Source organism: Streptomyces prunicolor NBRC 13075 (genome assembly GCF_000367365.1).
In the GTDB taxonomy this organism is placed as follows: Bacteria; Actinomycetota; Actinomycetes; order Streptomycetales; family Streptomycetaceae; genus Streptomyces; species Streptomyces prunicolor.
Window position 1 is genome coordinate 16635 of sequence record NZ_BARF01000080.1, and the last position, 16854, is coordinate 33488.

Annotated in this window: 18 protein-coding genes; 17 read left to right on the forward strand and 1 reads right to left on the reverse strand. The window is 68.1% G+C overall.

The window, feature by feature from the left end:
- The first annotated feature begins 145 nt into the window (after positions 1 to 145).
- The 6 genes from SPR02S_RS33450 to ligA all read left to right on the forward strand — a co-directional run bounded on the left by SPR02S_RS33450 (position 146) and on the right by ligA (position 5446).
- The gene (locus SPR02S_RS33450) at positions 146 to 622 is read left to right on the forward strand and encodes a hypothetical protein (RefSeq protein ID WP_019061393.1); all 477 of its coding nucleotides are present in this window, start codon (positions 146 to 148) and stop codon (positions 620 to 622) included.
- A 42-nt stretch (positions 623 to 664) separates the two neighbouring features.
- A complete protein-coding gene (locus SPR02S_RS33455) occupies positions 665 to 1075 on the forward strand; it encodes a hypothetical protein (RefSeq protein ID WP_019061394.1) in 411 nt (136 codons plus the stop codon).
- A 237-nt stretch (positions 1076 to 1312) separates the two neighbouring features.
- The gene (locus SPR02S_RS33460; protein WP_019061395.1) at positions 1313 to 1816 is read left to right on the forward strand and encodes a hypothetical protein; all 504 of its coding nucleotides are present in this window, start codon (positions 1313 to 1315) and stop codon (positions 1814 to 1816) included.
- The gene (locus SPR02S_RS33465) at positions 1813 to 2706 is read left to right on the forward strand and encodes a Mom family adenine methylcarbamoylation protein (RefSeq protein ID WP_019061396.1); all 894 of its coding nucleotides are present in this window, start codon (positions 1813 to 1815) and stop codon (positions 2704 to 2706) included. Before SPR02S_RS33460 ends, SPR02S_RS33465 begins: the two co-directional genes overlap by 4 nt.
- Positions 2707 to 2893: 187 nt before the next feature.
- Positions 2894 to 3289: a beta barrel domain-containing protein gene (locus SPR02S_RS33470; protein ID WP_019061397.1), complete on the forward strand. Its 396-nt coding sequence runs from the start codon at positions 2894 to 2896 to the stop codon at positions 3287 to 3289.
- Between the two features lie 105 nt (positions 3290 to 3394).
- Complete coding sequence (gene ligA, locus SPR02S_RS33475) at positions 3395 to 5446, forward strand: NAD-dependent DNA ligase LigA (protein ID WP_019061398.1); 2052 nt, start codon at positions 3395 to 3397, stop codon at positions 5444 to 5446.
- A 101-nt stretch (positions 5447 to 5547) separates the two neighbouring features.
- Here the strand turns inward: ligA and SPR02S_RS33480 are convergent, their stop codons facing one another.
- A complete protein-coding gene (locus SPR02S_RS33480; RefSeq protein WP_019061399.1) occupies positions 5548 to 5775 on the reverse strand; it encodes a hypothetical protein in 228 nt (75 codons plus the stop codon).
- A gap of 394 nt (positions 5776 to 6169) precedes the next feature.
- On the opposite strand from SPR02S_RS33480, the gene SPR02S_RS33485 reads away from it, so the two are divergent.
- From SPR02S_RS33485 to SPR02S_RS56810, 11 genes are all read left to right on the forward strand, one after another.
- A complete protein-coding gene (locus tag SPR02S_RS33485; protein WP_019061400.1) occupies positions 6170 to 8566 on the forward strand; it encodes an ATP-binding protein in 2397 nt (798 codons plus the stop codon).
- A 167-nt stretch (positions 8567 to 8733) separates the two neighbouring features.
- Positions 8734 to 9054, forward strand: a complete 321-nt coding sequence (locus tag SPR02S_RS33490; protein ID WP_019061401.1) for a hypothetical protein — start codon at positions 8734 to 8736, stop codon at positions 9052 to 9054.
- A gap of 29 nt (positions 9055 to 9083) precedes the next feature.
- Complete coding sequence (locus SPR02S_RS33495; protein WP_063746281.1) at positions 9084 to 9617, forward strand: hypothetical protein; 534 nt, start codon at positions 9084 to 9086, stop codon at positions 9615 to 9617.
- Positions 9618 to 9762: 145 nt separating this feature from the next.
- Entirely contained in the window at positions 9763 to 10143 is a 381-nt protein-coding gene (locus SPR02S_RS33500) for a hypothetical protein (protein ID WP_019061403.1), read from the forward strand.
- Between the two features lie 79 nt (positions 10144 to 10222).
- Positions 10223 to 10798 carry a hypothetical protein gene (locus tag SPR02S_RS33505; protein ID WP_019061404.1) on the forward strand — a complete coding sequence of 192 codons (576 nt, stop codon included), beginning with the start codon at positions 10223 to 10225 and terminating at the stop codon, positions 10796 to 10798.
- 37 nt (positions 10799 to 10835) lie between these two features.
- Positions 10836 to 11165, forward strand: a complete 330-nt coding sequence (locus tag SPR02S_RS33510) for a hypothetical protein (protein ID WP_019061405.1) — start codon at positions 10836 to 10838, stop codon at positions 11163 to 11165.
- 68 nt (positions 11166 to 11233) lie between these two features.
- Positions 11234 to 12448 (forward strand): hypothetical protein, encoded by a 1215-nt coding sequence (locus SPR02S_RS33515; protein ID WP_019061406.1) that lies wholly within the window; start codon positions 11234 to 11236, stop codon positions 12446 to 12448.
- A 30-nt stretch (positions 12449 to 12478) separates the two neighbouring features.
- Positions 12479 to 12889 carry a hypothetical protein gene (locus SPR02S_RS33520; protein WP_019061407.1) on the forward strand — a complete coding sequence of 137 codons (411 nt, stop codon included), beginning with the start codon at positions 12479 to 12481 and terminating at the stop codon, positions 12887 to 12889.
- A 111-nt stretch (positions 12890 to 13000) separates the two neighbouring features.
- Complete coding sequence (locus SPR02S_RS33525) at positions 13001 to 13237, forward strand: hypothetical protein (RefSeq protein WP_019061408.1); 237 nt, start codon at positions 13001 to 13003, stop codon at positions 13235 to 13237.
- 71 nt (positions 13238 to 13308) lie between these two features.
- Entirely contained in the window at positions 13309 to 13929 is a 621-nt protein-coding gene (locus SPR02S_RS33530) for a hypothetical protein (RefSeq protein WP_019061409.1), read from the forward strand.
- Positions 13930 to 15579: 1650 nt separating this feature from the next.
- Positions 15580 to 16512 (forward strand): ParA family protein, encoded by a 933-nt coding sequence (locus tag SPR02S_RS56810; protein ID WP_019061410.1) that lies wholly within the window; start codon positions 15580 to 15582, stop codon positions 16510 to 16512.
- Positions 16513 to 16854: the final 342 nt, after the last annotated feature.

Genomic DNA, 16854 nt, shown 5'->3' on the forward strand with positions numbered 1-16854 from the left:
AACAGCACGTACGCCAGCACCACTTCGCACCCACGGACCCAAGGAGCCTGCTCTGTCCTCCATCGCTCTCCACTACGACCGTCCCACCGTCACCGTCTGCACGAGCGCCTTCGCCGTCGAAGGCCGGACCGGCGGACTGGCCTCCGTGCCCACTGGACACATCGTCCACCTCGCCTCCGACGCCCTGGGTCTCGCAGCCGGCCACTACCAGGCGGGGCACTACCAGGGACGGCCCGAGGAGGGCCAGCGCACCCTCTTCGTCCTGTCCACCGACGCAGCAGCGGACGCGTCGAAGGGGGGAGCCACCGTCAGCAAGGCGGCTGTCGCCCCCGACTGGCACCACCCCTTCGCGATCGACGTCCCGGGCATGCGCCTGAGCGAGATCCGGGCCTTCCTCGCCGAGAACCCGGACCTGCCGGACGACACCCTCGTCCTCATCGGCCCGGCGACCCACCCCCTCGACTGCGAGGACGCCCCTGCGTATCCCGGCCTCGACGCCGGCGTGTACGTGCCGGCGATGAACGCCCGCGGCAACTACGGCGAGTTCTGGCACCCGGAGCACTCCGAGGAGCCCTGCCCCGACCTCAGCATCCCGGCCGTCCTGCTCTCTCCGTCCGTCTGACCGATCGGCGTCAAGACGCCCCGCACGCACGGAGGCTTCCCCGTGGCACCTCTGCCGCGCCTGCTCGACGACCGGAACGGATGCGTCTACCTCGGCCTCAACGGCGCTCACTTCGCCGTGGACACCGGCACCCGCCGGATCGTCTGGACCGACCCGCTGGGGCCCAGCCTGCTATTCCACCCGGCCGTCCGGGCCGAGGTGGGCGGCCCGGCCACATGCGGCCATATCGACCTCTACTACGACGGCGACTGGGCGCCGAAGGCGTACACGCTGCGGACCGTCGAGGGTCTGATGGACGGCGACCTCGTCACCTGGGAGGGCTGCGTGCGCAGGGTCACGAACACCGCCCCCGGCCGCCACGGCAAGGTCGACGTCTTCGTCGACCACCCCGACTTCACCGGCCCCTACCCGCGCGATCCGCAGGCCCTCGTCCCGCTCCACCCGCCATCCTGATGCCCCCGCCGCGACCTCGTCGGCGGCCCCCGGCAGTCCAGCTCCAGCTGCTGTGAACCGCTCCCCCGCGCAGGCCCCGCCAGACCGTCCGCTGCGCCCGGACTCCGCGGGCGCCTCGCCACCGACCCCCAGACTCAGGAGGACCTGATCCCCGACCACACCGTCAGCACCCGGGACGTCGGCTACCTGGAGGCGGCCCGCCACGGCGCACTGAGCGTCGTCACCGAGTACGGCGCCGTGCGCCACCTCGTCGACCGCTCCGGCGCTCTGCCCTCCTACCTTCCCGCTCCCCCGCCCGATTTGTTCACCGCGGGCTGGCTCGCCTACGGCGACGACGCCGTACGCCTGGACATCACCGCCGACGGCCGCCAGGCGCTGGAGGCCTACACCGACCGGCTCTCCGCCGAAGCGGCGCTGCCGACCTCGCTGACCCGCAATCCTCTCCGCGGCGAGCCGCACGATCCCGCCGAGCCCAGCCGCGTCCTGCGCCGTTCGGCGACCGGCGAGGAAGTCCGGCCGAGCGACACCGTCACAGACCCCGCCGGCCACCCGGCCACCTACGTCGGGCCGGTCATGCGCAGCAACGACGGCGGCGCGACCTGGACTCCTGGTTCCACCGCGCGCGTCCGGTACGACGCGCACGGCGGATACGTCTACCCGCCCTCGGCGATCGGCGCGGCCTACGACCAGCAGACAGTCCGCCCGGACGGACCCGCGCGACTCACGGGGGTGCGGTCGTGAGCACCGTCGTGCAGGAGTCGCTGCCGCTGGAGGACCTGAGCGAAGTCCCGACGGCCTCGCCCTGGTGCCGGCGTTGGACCCAGCGCCGGCCGTCCTGGCGCCACACCAGCGACGGCGGGTTCGATCCACGCCGATATGAGGTGGATCCGCTGGACGAGACGACGGCAAAGCGGTTCGTGATCGAGCACCACTACTCCGCCTCGTACCCCTCTGCCTCCCGGCGGCTGGGCCTGTACTCCCAGCTGCCCGGACGGTCGCGGCTGTTGTGCGGCGTGGCCGTGTTCGGAGTCCCGGCCGGCGCCCGCGTCCTGACAAGCACACTGCCCGACCTGGAACCCAACCGCGAAGCGCTCGTCTGTTCTCGGTTCGTGCTCCTCGACGAGTGCCCAGGCAACAGCGAGTCGTGGTTCCTGGCCCGCTGCTTCGAGGACCTGCTGGCAGCGGGCGTACTGGGCGTGCTGTCGTTCGCCGATCCGGTTCCGCGCCGGGACGCCGCCGGGAAGCTCATTGCCGTGGGGCACGTGGGCACGATCTACAAGGCGACGAACAGCGTGTACACGGGCCGGGCAACGGCCCGGACCATCAGGCTCCTCCCGGACGGGACGGTCCTTCACGACCGCGCGGCGCAGAAGGTGCGCAAGCAGGAGCAGGGCCATCGGTATGTCGAGGAGAAATTGATCTCTCTCGGGGCTCCCGTGCCGCGTGCCGGGTGCGATCCGGCCGTCTGGCTGCACGAGGCGCTGGCCACGGTCGGGGCGCGGCTTCAGCGTCACCGCGGTGCCCACCGTTACGTCTTCAGACTCGGCAGGAACCGCCGCGAGCGCGAGCGCATCCGTCTCGGCCGGCCCGAGGTCCGGCCGACCCCCATGATTCCCGACCCCGAGGAGTAGCCCAGCAACGGCTCTTAAGACTTGCCGAAGTCCATGCAGGCGCGTATAGTCTTAAGAGCCATGCGGGGTTTTCCCGCGCACCGCCAGAGGGGAATCTCTGTGCTCGTCGAAGCTCGCACGGGCGACGGGCGCGGCCAGGCACTGTTCCGCTGCGCAGACCCGTGCGCCCTCCCGCCTTGGAGATTGGATGTCCCAGTCCGTGTCCGCACCTGTCCTCGTGGGCGCTCGCCTGCTGGTCTTCGAGGCGCGCTGGCGCAGTGCCTCGCGCGAGCCGATCGAGGTGGAGGTGACCAAGGCCCCGCCGGTCTGGCTGGAGATGACCGAGGTCACGGCGCGCGAGGGATTCCAGCCGCGTACGTGGAAGCTGCGCCGGGACACGCAGGATGACGGCGGCGAGGGCCACTGCCGCACGCACTTCGTCACCCCCGAGCAGCACGCCCGGAGACAGCGGATGACCGCGGTGAACGCCTACCTCGCAGAGGCAGGCATCCGCACCGAGCGCGACAAGCCCTGGAACGACGAGGAGCGCCGGATCGTTCTGGCCAACCTGCTGCGCCAGCACGAAGGCCTTCCCGCCCTGTAGCCGATAGCCCCGGACCGGCGGGCCCTCTCACCTGATCGAACCCTGCGGGCAGCGCAGATCCGCGCTGCCCGCCCATTGTCAGACCGCTGCGAAAGGATTCACTGCATGACGACCCCTGCCACCGAAACGGCTCCGTCCAGCCCTGCCGAGTACGAGGGCGCCGTGGGCCGGGCCCGCGAGGCCGCTGCGGCCTACTACGGCGACGGCGGGAGCCCGCTCGACGACGCGAGCTACGACGAGCTGCTGCGCGCGATCGAGGCCTGGGAGAAGGACCACCCCGAGCACGTGGCCGCCGACTCGCCGACCGGGAAGGTCGGCGCCGGGGCAGCCCCGGTCGGCGACATCGCCCACACCACGCGACTGCTCAGCCTCGACAACGCGTTCAGCCCGGAGAACCTCCTCTCCTGGGGAGCGTCGGTTGCCCGGCGCCTGGGCCGTCCGGTCACCGGCGGGTGGGCGATCGATCTGAAGCTCGACGGCGCCGCGATCGCCGCCCGATACCGCGCGGGCCGCCTGGAGCGGATCATCACCCGCGGCAACGGCACCCACGGCGAGGACGTCAGCCACGTCATCGGCACCATCGTCGGCCTGCCGACCCGCCTCGATGCGCCCCTCACCGTCGAGGTCCGCGGCGAAGTGCTGTTCTCCCACGAACAGTTCGAGGACGCCAACCGGGTGCGGGCCGAGCACGGCGCGAAGCTGTTCCCCAACCCGCGTAATGCCACCTCCGGCACCCTTCGCGCGAAGAACCGCCCCTACGAGCTGCCCATGACCTTCTTCGCATACGGCGCGGTCGAGCTGGAGGCAGAGACGTTCCTCCCGGACGGCGCCACGCACGCCGAGATCCTCCAGGCGGTCGCGGACGCGGGTGTGCAGACCACCGCGGACACCCCGGCCGGGCTCCACGTCTTCACCACGCTGGCCGAGGTGCAGCAGCAGGTCGACGTCATCGCCGCTCGCCGCCCCTCGTTGCCGTTCGATATCGACGGCGCGGTCATCAGGGCCAACGACACGGCCGAGCAGAGCGCCGTCGGCGTCGGCAGCCGCTTCCCCCACTGGGCCATCGCCTACAAGTACCCCGCCGTCGAGCGCATGACCACGCTCAAGAGGGTGACCTGGGAGGTGGGCCGGACCGGCGTCATCGCACCCACCGCGGAGCTGGAGCCCGTCGAGGTGGGCGGCACGATCGTCACCCGGGCCACCCTGCACAATCCGGCCGACATCCGCCGTCGCGACCTGCGCCTGGGCGACCACGTGACGGTGCGACGGGCAGGTGACGTCATCCCGCAGGTGCAGGCGCCGGTCGTGGCCCTGCGCCCGGGCGGCGCCGAGCCCGTGCCGCTGCCCGAGGTGTGCCCGAACTGCGGCGGCGAGATCAACAAGGCCAAGGAGCGGTGGCGCTGCGCGAAGGGCAGCGCGTGCCGTCTGCCCGCCCTGATCGAGTACGCCGCAGGCCGCGACCAGCTCGACATCGAGGGTCTGGGTACCCGCTACGTCAAGGCCCTCGTCGAGTCCGGAGCCGTCTCCGATATCGGCGATCTCTTCACCCTCACCGTCGAGCAGCTCAGCGCAGCCTCCGGCAGCGACAAGCGGGGCGCCAAGCTCGCCGAGCAGATCGCCGCCGCCAAGTCCCTCCCCCTGAACCGGATCTTCTGCGCCCTCGGCATCCTGGGCACTGGCCGGAGCATGTCGCGCCGTATCGCCGCGTACTTCCGCACGATGGACGCCATCCGCGCCGCCGACGCGGACGCACTGCGCTGGGTCGAGGGCATCGGTCCGGAGAAGGCGCCGGTGGTCGTCGAGCAGGTTGCCGACATGGCCCCGGTCATCGCCAAGCTCGTCGCCGCAGGCGTGAACATGGAGGAGCCGGAGCAGGACACGGAGAGTTCGGACGAAGGGCCGCTGGCGGGCAAGACGGTCGTCGTCACCGGCAAGATGACCGATGTGCTCGACGGGTACGGACGCAATGAGATGAACGAGCTGATCGAGAAGGCCGGTGGCCGGGCGGGCAGCAGCGTCAACTCCAAGACGGACTACCTCGTCGCCGCGGAGACGGGCGGCAAGCCGAGCACGAAGGCCGTCAAGGCGGCGGCTCTGGGCGTTACGGTCCTTACCCCGGGCGCCTTCGCCGAGTTGGTCGCCGACTTCATCGGCTGACCTGCGGCCCGGCAGCGTTCGGGCGCACACGGCAGTTGGGGCGCGCTTCTTGAAGAAGCGCGCCCCAACTCGTGTCTACGGCCCAGGTATCACAGCGGCGGCTACCGGCCTCGCAGGTACAAGTACCAGATCCACCCCGCGATGAAGGTGGCAACCGACAGCATCGCCCCGAGGGCCACTGCGAAGGCCTTCATCCCGCGCAGAACGGCATGGGTTGCACTCGTCCCGGCACTGCTCTCCAGCAGACCGACGACGACAGCGCCGGCCACCGCCAGCAGAGTCATGAGCGCGGTCACCGTGACGACAGCGATCAGAAGTACGGTCTCCACCCGGGCCTCCCCACATGCCCGTGCTCCGGAATTCGGAGCGTCGACGAGCGGGATCACCATCCGATGCCACGTGTGTCCGGCGTACGATCCTGCGTGCGCTCCGGAGCCGGCCAGCACTCATCCTGGTGGGGACGCCGAGACGCCGGGGCTGCTCCGGAGTCCGCCGGAGCAGGAATCCGTACGCAGGTAGCCCGACAGGGGGAATCACATGCCGGATACGCGGGATCCGGCTCTTGTGGCATTCGGCCGGGCGCTCGCCGAACTGCGCGTGGATTCCGGGCTCACGCAAAAGGAAGTGGCCTCGGACTCGCAGCCGTCGGCGGGGGCTGGCCATCCGCGACGACTACGACCCCAAGGCGGCCGAGGGTCCACGCCGATTTCCTCCAACGCCCTCGTGGCCTTCAGCGTGACGACGATCTCCGACAAGGAGCGAGGGATCGGGAGCGAGGCTCCGACCCTGGATTTCGTCCAGCTGTTCGTCCAGCGGTGCCAGGCCTACGCCCGACGTGAAGTCCTCGGTGAGCGCTACGACTTGGCCATCTGGGAGCGCAGACGCGAGGTGCTCGCCGGGGTCCTCAAGCACACCGGCCATGCAGTGCCGGAGCCGCGCGGCGCATCCGCTGCTCCCTCCGCCGCACCAGGTCCTTCCCCGCTGTTCCGGCCGCTGGCCGAGTGGACCCCCGACGCCTTCGGTGTCCAGCACCCGATGGCGCTGCCGGGCGAGAGCCAGACCGATCTGTCCCCGTACATCGGCCGCAGTTTCGACACGGCCCTGCGGCAACAGGTCGAGCAGGGTCACCGCTCCAGACCGCGCTGCGTGACACTGTCCGGCTGGTCCTCGGCTGGGAAGACCCGGTCAGCCTGGTGGGTGGTCACGAGCACTCTGCCCGAGAATTGCCCATTGGCCCGGCCCGATGACGCCCGCGCGCTCCTGGAGCTCTTACAACACCCGGTTCCCGACGGCGCCGTCATCTTTCTCGACGATGCCGCCGAGCACCTCGGCCCTGCCCACCTTCACGAGGTGGTCCAAGGACTTGCCGAGCTCCTCGGCCGGCAAGAGCCTGTGGTGCTCCTGGTGACACTGGACCCAGCGACACTCGGACGGCTGACCGAACTGACCGGCGACCCGGTCGAGGACCGGCGAATACAGCGTGCTCTGGACCTGGTTGCGCGAACAGTTCACGAGGTCCCCGACGAGCTCCAGGATCTGAGCGAAGCACGTCAGCGTGCGCAGGAAGACCCCTACCTGCGTCACGCCCTCGCGGCCAGCGACGGCACTGGGCGACTCTTCCCCATGCTGACCGGCGGTCCCCTGCTAGTCGACCGGCATGAGCGTCTCTCCCCGCACGCCCGGGCCCTGGTCACCGCAGCGGGCGAATGCCGGCGCCTGGGCCATGGTGGCCCGCTCCCCGATTCTCTACTCAAGGCCGCCGCGCTTGCCCATCTCGACGAACGGCAGCGAGCGGTTCCGCACGACGGCTGGCTCCGGGCCGCTCTCGCCGAGGCAGAACGCCCCGTACGCGGACAGGTGCAGGCGCTGTTCCCTGTGAACACGAGCCGGGCTTACGGGATCGAGGGCTATGAGGTGTCGCCGTACCTGGTCAATCAGTGGGTGCGACAGGCCGACTTCATCGACGTCACGGTGTGGCAGGCCCTGTATGACCACGTCGAGGACGGCGAACAACTCGTGCGGCTGGGGCACGAAGCACACAGCCGTGCCGTGTACGGCTGGGCGTACCGCTACTTCACCAAGGCGGCCTCCCTCGGCTATCAGGGAGCAGCCACTGCTGTGGCGTGGCTGGTGCAACAGGTCGGTGAACGGGAGAAGGTTCGCTCCGCGGCCGGCACAACAGCCGGAGCGGATGTCCGTAAGGCCGCGGCAGGAGGAGTCCAGGCCGACGACGATCCCGACGATTTCATGGCAGCGATCGAAGCAACTTTGGCTGAGATGGAGGAGATCGAGGGGGCGTTCGACCCTCGACTGCTCGCCCGCCCCGGTGGGGACGGGGCCTGGTTCGAAGCTGACTTCGGAGTCGCGGCCAAGGACGTCCTTGAGGAGCTCACCCCGACGAGCTCCGGCTTCGACGTGCTGGGGCTGCCTCCGGAGAAGCGAGGCGCGCTGTACCGCCGCCTGTGGGACGAGATGGAAGGCGTCCACGGCTCCAAGGCGCCTGACGGAGACTTCTGGCTGCTCCCGACGCACAGCTGGCTCGTCTCCCTGTTGCGGGCGATGACCGCCGCGCACAGCTCAGTCCGGAACCGGGAGGCGCTGGTGTGGGCTCTGGAGAACAAGCCTGACGCCGACAGTCCCGCCAACATGCGTGAGCGCGAGGAGCATCTCCGCGTTCTGCTGGGACGCTGGACCTCCTCCAGGGAGGTCGTGCGTCGTCTGCAGACGATCGCCGCCCAAAGGGGCCGCTGGAGCGACGTCGACAAGCTGACGTCCATGGGCGGCAGGTACGAACTCGAGACGGCAGCCGAGCTGTACGAGCGATTCGGTCTCCACACCGCCGCCGAGCAGCTGAACAGTGAGATCGCTAGCGAGTACGCGGATCAGCGGGCTTTGATCGAGTTCTGGTGGCGAGTGGGACGTCGACAGCAGTCCGAGGCGGCGCTGCGCCGGCACATCGTGGCAGGCAACCGCCATTCGGTGGAGCGGCTGATCACCATGCTCAGGGAGACCGGCCGAGAGGCCGAAGCCGGCGTCGTGGGCAGATCCGGGCTCGAGCCCGACGGATCCACGGCCGCGTGGACGCCTCCCCCGCGTCGACCTCAAGGAGCCGGGACCTAAGCGTTCAGGCGCGGGTGCGGGTGACGACCGCCGCTTGCGGTGCACCCCGGTGTGAGGGCCTACCGCTTGGGAGTTCACCCCCTTCCGTCTCTTAAGACTTGCACTCCATTCGACATGCGCGTAGAGTCTTAAGAGACGAGGTCGCCAGCTTCCCGACAGGAGCCCCGATGGACACCCAGGTACTCACCCCGGCCGCCGCAGCGGTGGCTCCCGAGTCCCTGGAGTCCCTGCGGGCTCAGCGCGACCAGTTGGCGGCATTCCTCCGAAAGCTCGCAGCCGAGAACCCCCGGACCATGACGCTCCGGGCCGACGACCACCGGGTTGCGCTGGAACTTCTCGACAGCCTGCCCGTCCCCGAACGGTGCCTGAACGCATCCCCCGGCGCGCTGGAGGGCGGTCACGCATTCTTCCTGCCCGTCGAGAACGGCAAGCGCTGCATGAACTGCCGGACGCTCCGCCTTGACCCCGAGGCACCGTCCGCCGCCTGAATTGCCCCTCCGACCCGAAGGACACGTCGATGAGCACTCCTCCCACGAATATCCCCGCCGATCTCGCACATGCCCTGCGCGCTGGTATCGACGCAGCACGCGCGGCGAGCTCGGCCGCTGCTCATGTCTCCGCCACCGTGCTGATCCGCGCCGCAGACGGCCGGGGCAGCATCCACCAGGCGTGGCGCGGTGAGGGCCCGGACGCCTGGTGCCAGGTGGCATCGCCCGGCTTCAGGGCCCACCTGCTGAAGACCGGGCACGGCGACCGGGCACAGATCGCGTTCATCTCGCTGACCACCGACGCCTACGAGCGCGTCCGCGACCGCGTCCTGGAGCTGGAAGAGTGCCCGCACGACCTTGAGTGCGAGTGCGCGGCTACCCCGTGGCCGTCGGTGGACGACCTGCGCTCACACCCGGACGACTTGGAGATCGTCACCCGGGAGGACGAGGAGAGGGGTTTCGCGCGGCTGTCGTCCGGCCGGATCGACCTCACGCTGTGGGACGAGTCCGTCCGGCTCCTGTTCGGGCTCGTCCAGCTCACCCGCGCCGTCGACCGCCCGTAGTCCGCCGGGGCGGCGGTCCATCGACGACGCGTCGCCCCGCACTCCAAACGACTCTTAAAACTTGCCTCACCCCCACACTGGATGTATAGTCTTAAGAGTCAATCGCGGGTTTCGCTCAGCCTTTTCCACCCAAGGAGTCCAGCACTTGCCCACGTCCACGCCCCAGAACAGCGCCCCCACGCTGGCAACCGCGATCTCGTTCGTATCCCTGCACGCCACGCAGGAGGACCTCGACCGGATCTACGCCGCCGCGAAGGAACGCTCACAGGCCCTGCGCTCGACCCGTGCAGCCTCCGTCACCACCGGCGCGCTCATCCGGATCGACAAGATCCGCCCGAGGTACCTGGTCGGCCTGACCGGGACGGTCACCGCCACCCGCACCGCACGCACCAAGACCTACGCCACGGTCGAACTGGACGAGGAGTCCACCGACGTACTGCGCGCCACCGGCATGCAGTACATCCCCACCGACGTGAAGCGGTTCTCGTACGAAGGCATCCCCACCACCTGCTGCTTCGCGCAGTAGCGGCCCCTCCCCGACCGTGCCCCGGTCCCGGCCGGGGACGCAGCCCACCCCTCCCCCACTACCGAGGAGCACTCCAGCCATGGGCGCAGAGGCCTACATCGAAGGCACCATCACCTTCAACGAGCCCGTCCCCATCGAAGGCATCACGCGGGAACTGGCCGAACTGCACCCGCTGGAGCGCCTCTTCACCCTCACCTACTCCGACGACGCCACCGCACTGCGCGGGCTGTCATCCGGCCAGGACAACGCCTGGGGAAGCAGCCGGGAGTGGGACCTCGTGCTCGCCGTGCTGGAAACGATCGCCAGTCAGCACCAACGCACCCTGCACACGGACGCGACGTGGGAATCCGACCCGGGCCCCTTCCGGGGCACCCTCGTCGTCGACACGGCGGGCCGCTTCCACCACGTCTTCGAGGACGACGAACCCGCCCGCCACCACGCGCGGCGCTGCAACTGCCACGCGCACCAGGATCCGCAGGCCTGCGAGCAGTGCGGCTCTGCAGGATTCCTCGCTCGCGAGGACGACCTTCCCACCGCACAGGCCCTGTGCGTCGACTGCCACGAGAGCGCCGGCACCCGCCAGGCCGCCGACGGCCACCAGTGCCGCGACTACTGCGCACTCGACACCGACCACTCGGGCCTGTGCTGCCCCTGACCCCCGAGCCTCCCCAACCCAAGGAGCCCTCTCCTTCGTGACCTCCACTTTCGTCCCCTACCGCGACCGGACCGACGGCGCCCTGCGGATCCGGATGACCGTCGCCTACCCCCTGCGTGCCAACGACGTCGTCGCGATCCTCGCCAGCGCCCACCGGGAGAACGCCCCCGACGAACTGCCGCTGCTGCGCTACACCGACGTGGTCCACATCATCCGGACCGAGCTGGTCGAGCGCGGAGGCAAGACGCCGTTCCTCTGGCGCACCACCGTCGAGGGCGCGGCCAGCACCGCCTACGCCGACGCGCTGGAGACCTGGGCCCGCGAGGAAGTCCGCCGCAACTTCCCGGCCCTGAGCACCTCGAACTGACCCATCCGCTCCCCCAGGGCCGGCGCACCCGCCCGCGCCGGCCCGGCCGCAACCGCCCGAGGAGACCCATGAACAGCCAGGTCCTGCAGATGTTCCCGGCATTCCGGCTGCGCCCGCCCGCCGACGACTTCGCGTCGGCCGAAGTCGTCAACGTCCACGACCTGGTCGTGGGCCAGGTCGACGCCGCCGGCGGCACGTACCGAGGACGCGCCGGAACGGATGCCGGCCCCCGGCGCACGGACGCGCTGCGGGCGGCCGAGGACGTCGCGATGTTCCACATCGCCCTTCATGGCCCGGCCGGTGCGGAGCAGCAGCCGTACTCCGGCGTCGCCCAGGCCCAGGCCGCGGTCGCCCTCATTCCCCTCCAGCGTCAGGAGATCGTCGACTCCGCCGCCCGCGCCTACTTCTTCCACGCCCTGCGCCAGCCGCACGTGGCCGCGATCCTCGGCGGCCTGGACGCCATCGTGCGGGAGCACTTCGCCATCGGAACCCGCGGCGGATGCCTGCGTGTAATCCGCCTCCTGGAGCAGGTCCGTGAACCCGCACGGGCCCTGCTCGCCCAGGTCACCGGCGACGAGCGTGAATGGATGGCCTACCCCCTCGCCCGCCTGCTGGCCTTCACCGAACTCGCCCTCGCCCGCCTCGGCGCCACGACGACGAAGCCCTCCGCCGACCTCGACGGCCCCTTCCCTGACCCTCACACCGCCGACCAGGCACTCGCCACCACCTTCCGCACCTACCGCGACGTCCAGGCCGGCGTCCGCGCTCTCCCCTCCCTGCCGACCAGCGCCCTCCACACGCTCGGAGCCCTCGACGCAGCAGCGGCCCAGCTGCCCAGCGGTCCCTGCGCGAAGAACCGGGCCGACTGCCGTACGGCCGCCTCCGCCCTGGACGAGCTGGCCGCCGCGGCCCGCAGCGTCGGAGCCTCCGCCCCCGCCACCGCGGCCGAAGTCCGCGCCCTGGCCCAGGAGCTGTCCGCCATCGCCACCGACACCAGCACCCGGCTGGAGTCCACGGCCCTGCTGCTCGGGGACGCCAGCCGCCACGGCAGCGTCCGCACGATCCTCACCACCCTCCAGGGCGCCGAACTGGGCCCCGAGACCGACGCCGGCACCCGTTCGCTCCTCGTCGGCGACACCGAGACCGGTCCGATCCGGCGTACGGACAACGGCCGCTGGACCGGACCGGGCATCACCGACCCCTACCACTCCCCCGAGGGCGCCGCGGCAGCGCTCATCGACACCATCCGCGACCGGCAGGCCGCCTCCGGCCACCCGGCCTGACGACGTCGCCGACCGATCCCTGGAGCCACCGTGACCGACGTCGACCCGACCTGGGTGTACACGGTCCTCGCCTGCGAGCAGGACTCCCTTCACCAGCAGTGCACCGAGTGGCGCTGGACCAGCGAGCACCCGGACGGCGCCCGCGGGGAGGCCGTCGCCAACGCCAGCGCTCTCGACCACGCACGCGTCCTGCGCCACCCCGAGGGCTACCCGATGCACAAGTCCCTCGCCTACGAACACCGCGCCGGCGGCGGCCCGTGCGCTGCGTGCACCGACGGCCGAGGACCGTGCGCGGACACCCCCGCCGACCCCCTGTTCCTCTGCCCAAACTGCCTCGCCCTGCTCGACCACGAACTGCGCCACGCCTTGCTCTCCCTGGGCCTCCCCGACCCCGGCCCTCGGCTCGCATACCTCGCACCCGAGACCTACTCTCTCCTCTGACCTGCAATCCAACACCCCTGAGTGACTCTTAAGACTTGCACGTGCGTGATCTTCTCTGTATAGTTTTAAGAGTCAGAGGGGGAGAGGCCCCCGGGCCGGGCAGGGGAGAGCATGTCGAAGAAGGACGTCGACCAGCTGATTCGGAAGCTGCGGAAGCAGGGCTTCTCGGTGGACGGCGAGGGCAAGAAGCACCACGAGGTCACACGGAACGGCAAGTTCGTCACCTGGCTCCCCAAGACCCCGTCCGACCACCGCTCTCTGCCAAACTGCATGCCTTACCTGAAGGCGTTCGGCTACGACCCCGACCCCAAGCGGGCCAAAAGCCGGGCCACAAAGCGCAAGCCCTGATCCAGCCGGGCCGCCGGGAATCACCGGCGGCCCGGCATAACCGCCCTCCCGGCAGACAAGGAAAACAATCCGTGCGGTCGTTCAGCGTCTACGTCGAGTTCGACGAGACCGAGGCCTCTCCCGACATCTACGCAGCGCTCTTCGACGCGCTCCTCGACAAGCACGGAGCAGTCGGACCCGCCCCGAATGGCAACCTCTCAGTCCGCCTCAGCGTTCGCACGGACAGCGTCGTCGAGGCCGCCGCGCTCGGAATCGAGTACGCAGAGGCCGCCGTCGCCCGTCACGGCATCACCGCCGACAGCGTCATCGGCACCGAAGTCATCACCCATGGCGAGCGCGACCGACGGCTGGTCGACGACCATTTGGGAGCGCCGCCCACCGACGTGCGGCCGGACGATGAAGACGAGCCGGCGTTCAGCGTGTACGTCGAGTTCGACACGGCAGACACTTCCCCCGAGACGTACGAGGCGCTCTTCGACGCGCTCCTCGACAAGCACGGAGCAGTCGGACCCGCCCCGAATGGCAACCTCTCAGTCCGCCTCAGCGTTCGCACGGACAGCGTCGTCGAGGCCGCCGCGCTCGGAATCGAGTACGCAGAGGCCGCCGTCGCCCGTCACGGCATCACCGCCGACAGCGTCATCGGCACCGAAGTCATCACCCAGCCTGGCGCGCGGATCTGCGGGGGCGAGTAGGAGCGCATCTGGCCGTGCGCGTCCCACTGCCGACAGCTTCCGTTGACTGAGCACGCGCGACTCAGCTTTTCAGTGCTCAGCCTGGTGCGCGTCAGTTCTTACGGTTCTCTACGCACTCCACATCAGGCGAGGGTCTCGAAGAGCTGGCACGCAACCTCCGAAAATCACCTCTGACCTGCACATATACCGATAGATATCCCTTAACTTCTACCTTCGCACGCACCGATCTGCATGCCGATCTAAGTTCTCAGCTGAACGCCTTAAAGTATCGCTAACTACATGCCGTTCCAAGTTCTCGTCTTAGGTCTCTAGAATATTTCCTAGTGCATCCCTTGATGAGTCCACTAGTACATACCTTAGTAAGTCCTTTGATGTATCTCTTAGCATGCACCTTGACACATCCCCTGACCCAGTCCCATACATATATCGATGTGAAGCCACTCATGCATGCCTTTATTCCTACCGATCTACCTACCCATATATACGTCTCCAACCCTTCCTTCATGCGCTTCCATATGACCTTCTTAAGCCCTTCCTTGCTTCGTTCCTTACTCTCTATCGTCAGCCACACTTTCACTCCTTTCTTCATTGCTATCTTGATTCGGATTTAGAGTCGTCTATACCGATCCACCTTCGGGCATACCTTCCAACCTTTACTTAGACCTCACTACCGTTCTCCATTACTCCACACGCACCGGCACGTCTTACTTCACCCGCACCTAACCGACTACTGACGCTCTCTCCATCATGTCTACTCTCCTTACGACGCACATTACTTATCGCTGATGTATCTACCGTTCTTCTCTGCTATCCAATTAACGAACTACTACTGTTCCGCCTTACAGACCGGCTAAACGAAAGACGCTGCTACTCACTTGACTCCTCATTGATAGAACGCCAATCACCCACACCGATCGCCAGGCTTCTCTTCATTCATGTCGATACCCAGATGTATCTGCGGATCGACTCAATGACCTATGGCCGCACCTACCGGCATTGAGCTATATCGATTCCTATTGCTACTGCGCGCTCTTACGAACTACCAACCGACATGTCCGCCGTCAGCCCTTCCGACCAACCGCCAGAACAGGCGACGGACCTCTACACCGCTCCACTCTGTTAACAGCCGACCTTGCGACCGGACGAGCGACGCCCCACCAGCCTCACCGACCGGCCAACTCAACGGCGGTCTTCCATTTCGCCAATCCCCCGGAATCACCAGCAGGCCTGCCGGTACATCTGCTCTCTCAGCAGGCGACGCACCACTGCGCCTTCCTAACTCCAGCCACCCATACGCCCTGGCACCCCTACCAACACAGCCACCCTCATCACGACCGTCGGCCGCGCATCTTCACCAACATGCCGACAGCCAACCCGCAGACCGCCCCACTCATGCACCTGTACATCGAGTTCCCCTGCGGGGCCACGACGCTCGGCGCACGAAAGCCCCCTTCGAAGATTTGTCAACCTCGCACCGCGTCGTAACCCCACAGCGCATCACCCTGCTGTTAAAGTCTCCCGCGTAACACCCCTGTCAGGGGCATATCTTGATCCCCACCCGAGGGACACATAGCCTCAGCCACTACAAAACAGCGCAAGCCGCCCGACATCCGGGCACCGACTGGTGTCCAGGCAGGAAGAGAGTCGTCCGTGGACAAGATCGCCGTAGCGAGCCAGAAGGGCGGACCCGGTAAGACCACGACGACAGTGAATCTGGCTGCTGGCCTGGCCCTGGCGGGGTACCGAGTCCTTGTGGCCGACATCGAGCCACAAGCACAGGCTGGCGTTGCTCTTGGTGTCCGGCTCAAGGGCGAAGATGTAGCAAAGTCTCTGGGCTTCAAGCTACAGGCAGCTGCTCAAGGTGTTCCCACAAGCCTCCGCGACATCATCATCGATCGCAGCAGCCTGCTTGAGCACCGCAAGAGTCAAGGCGTCCTCCACCTGCTCGCATCTGAGCAGGCAACGATGGTCAATGCGCAGCACATCCTTCACGCTGCCGGCATGGAGAGGGTGCACATCCTGCGCACGCTCTTGGACGAACTCGACGACGAATACGACTTCGCCGTTTTTGACACGCCCCCGGCCGTCCAGTCCCTCAACGGTGTTGCCCTGGCAGCAAGCGACTTTGCCCTCACGCTCTGCATGCCGAAGGAAGCGACTGTCGAGGGCGCCGTGACAATGCGCGCGACGATCCGTCATGTCAAGGACCGCACTCGCGGTCTAGCTGACCCGGTGTACCTCGGCGCTCTGCTCAACATGGCCCACCCTATGAGTGAGTGGAAGACCGAAGAGATCGACGTCCGCAACCAGATGGTCGACGCCAATCTCCTTCCCTTCGTCACGGACATAAGGGAGGACGGACGCATCTCCGCGAGCTACGCGAAGGGAATGCCTGCAGTCCTTGGCTTCGCCCGTGCTCTCCCGGGAAAGCGGTACGCCAAGTTCCTCCAAGAGGTCCTGGACAGGATGGACTCGCCCGAAGAGGAATGGGTGATCGCTCCGAGCGCCGACGACTTGCTTGATGCTGCTGAGTCGAACACCAGCATCCCGGCACAGTCTGCGAAGGAGATCGCCGGTGCCTGAAAACCCGACGTCCCGCAAGGGATCCTCGACAGATCCAGCAGGAGACTTCGCTGCGGTGCGCCGACCGCGGCGCCGGCGGGGGAGTAGTGACAGGAGTTCCGCAGCTGCGGAACTCCTGTCCAACGCCGATAACGTCGCGGCAAACAGCTTCCTCGGGACCGGCACGGCAACACCGCCCACCCTTCCCGCACCTGCGCCCGCCACCGACATGACTGTCGCTGCCGCACCCGACCTCGCTTCGTCCAGTGCGGCGCCGACGAACACCTCTCCCGCCGGCTCGGTGCCATCTCCAACCGACGGGTCGCGTTCAGCTTCCGAGTTGGCTCCGTCGTCTGGTTCCCC

Coding starts and splice junctions, on each gene's coding strand:
- SPR02S_RS33470 (WP_019061397.1), top strand. CDS start 2,894: ATGTCCCAGTCCGTGTCCGCACCTGTCCTCGTGGGCGCTCGCCTGCTG.
- ligA (WP_019061398.1), top strand. CDS start 3,395: ATGACGACCCCTGCCACCGAAACGGCTCCGTCCAGCCCTGCCGAGTAC.
- SPR02S_RS33490 (WP_019061401.1), top strand. CDS start 8,734: ATGGACACCCAGGTACTCACCCCGGCCGCCGCAGCGGTGGCTCCCGAG.
- SPR02S_RS33495 (WP_063746281.1), top strand. CDS start 9,084: ATGAGCACTCCTCCCACGAATATCCCCGCCGATCTCGCACATGCCCTG.
- SPR02S_RS33505 (WP_019061404.1), top strand. CDS start 10,223: ATGGGCGCAGAGGCCTACATCGAAGGCACCATCACCTTCAACGAGCCC.
- SPR02S_RS33515 (WP_019061406.1), top strand. CDS start 11,234: ATGAACAGCCAGGTCCTGCAGATGTTCCCGGCATTCCGGCTGCGCCCG.
- SPR02S_RS33525 (WP_019061408.1), top strand. CDS start 13,001: ATGTCGAAGAAGGACGTCGACCAGCTGATTCGGAAGCTGCGGAAGCAG.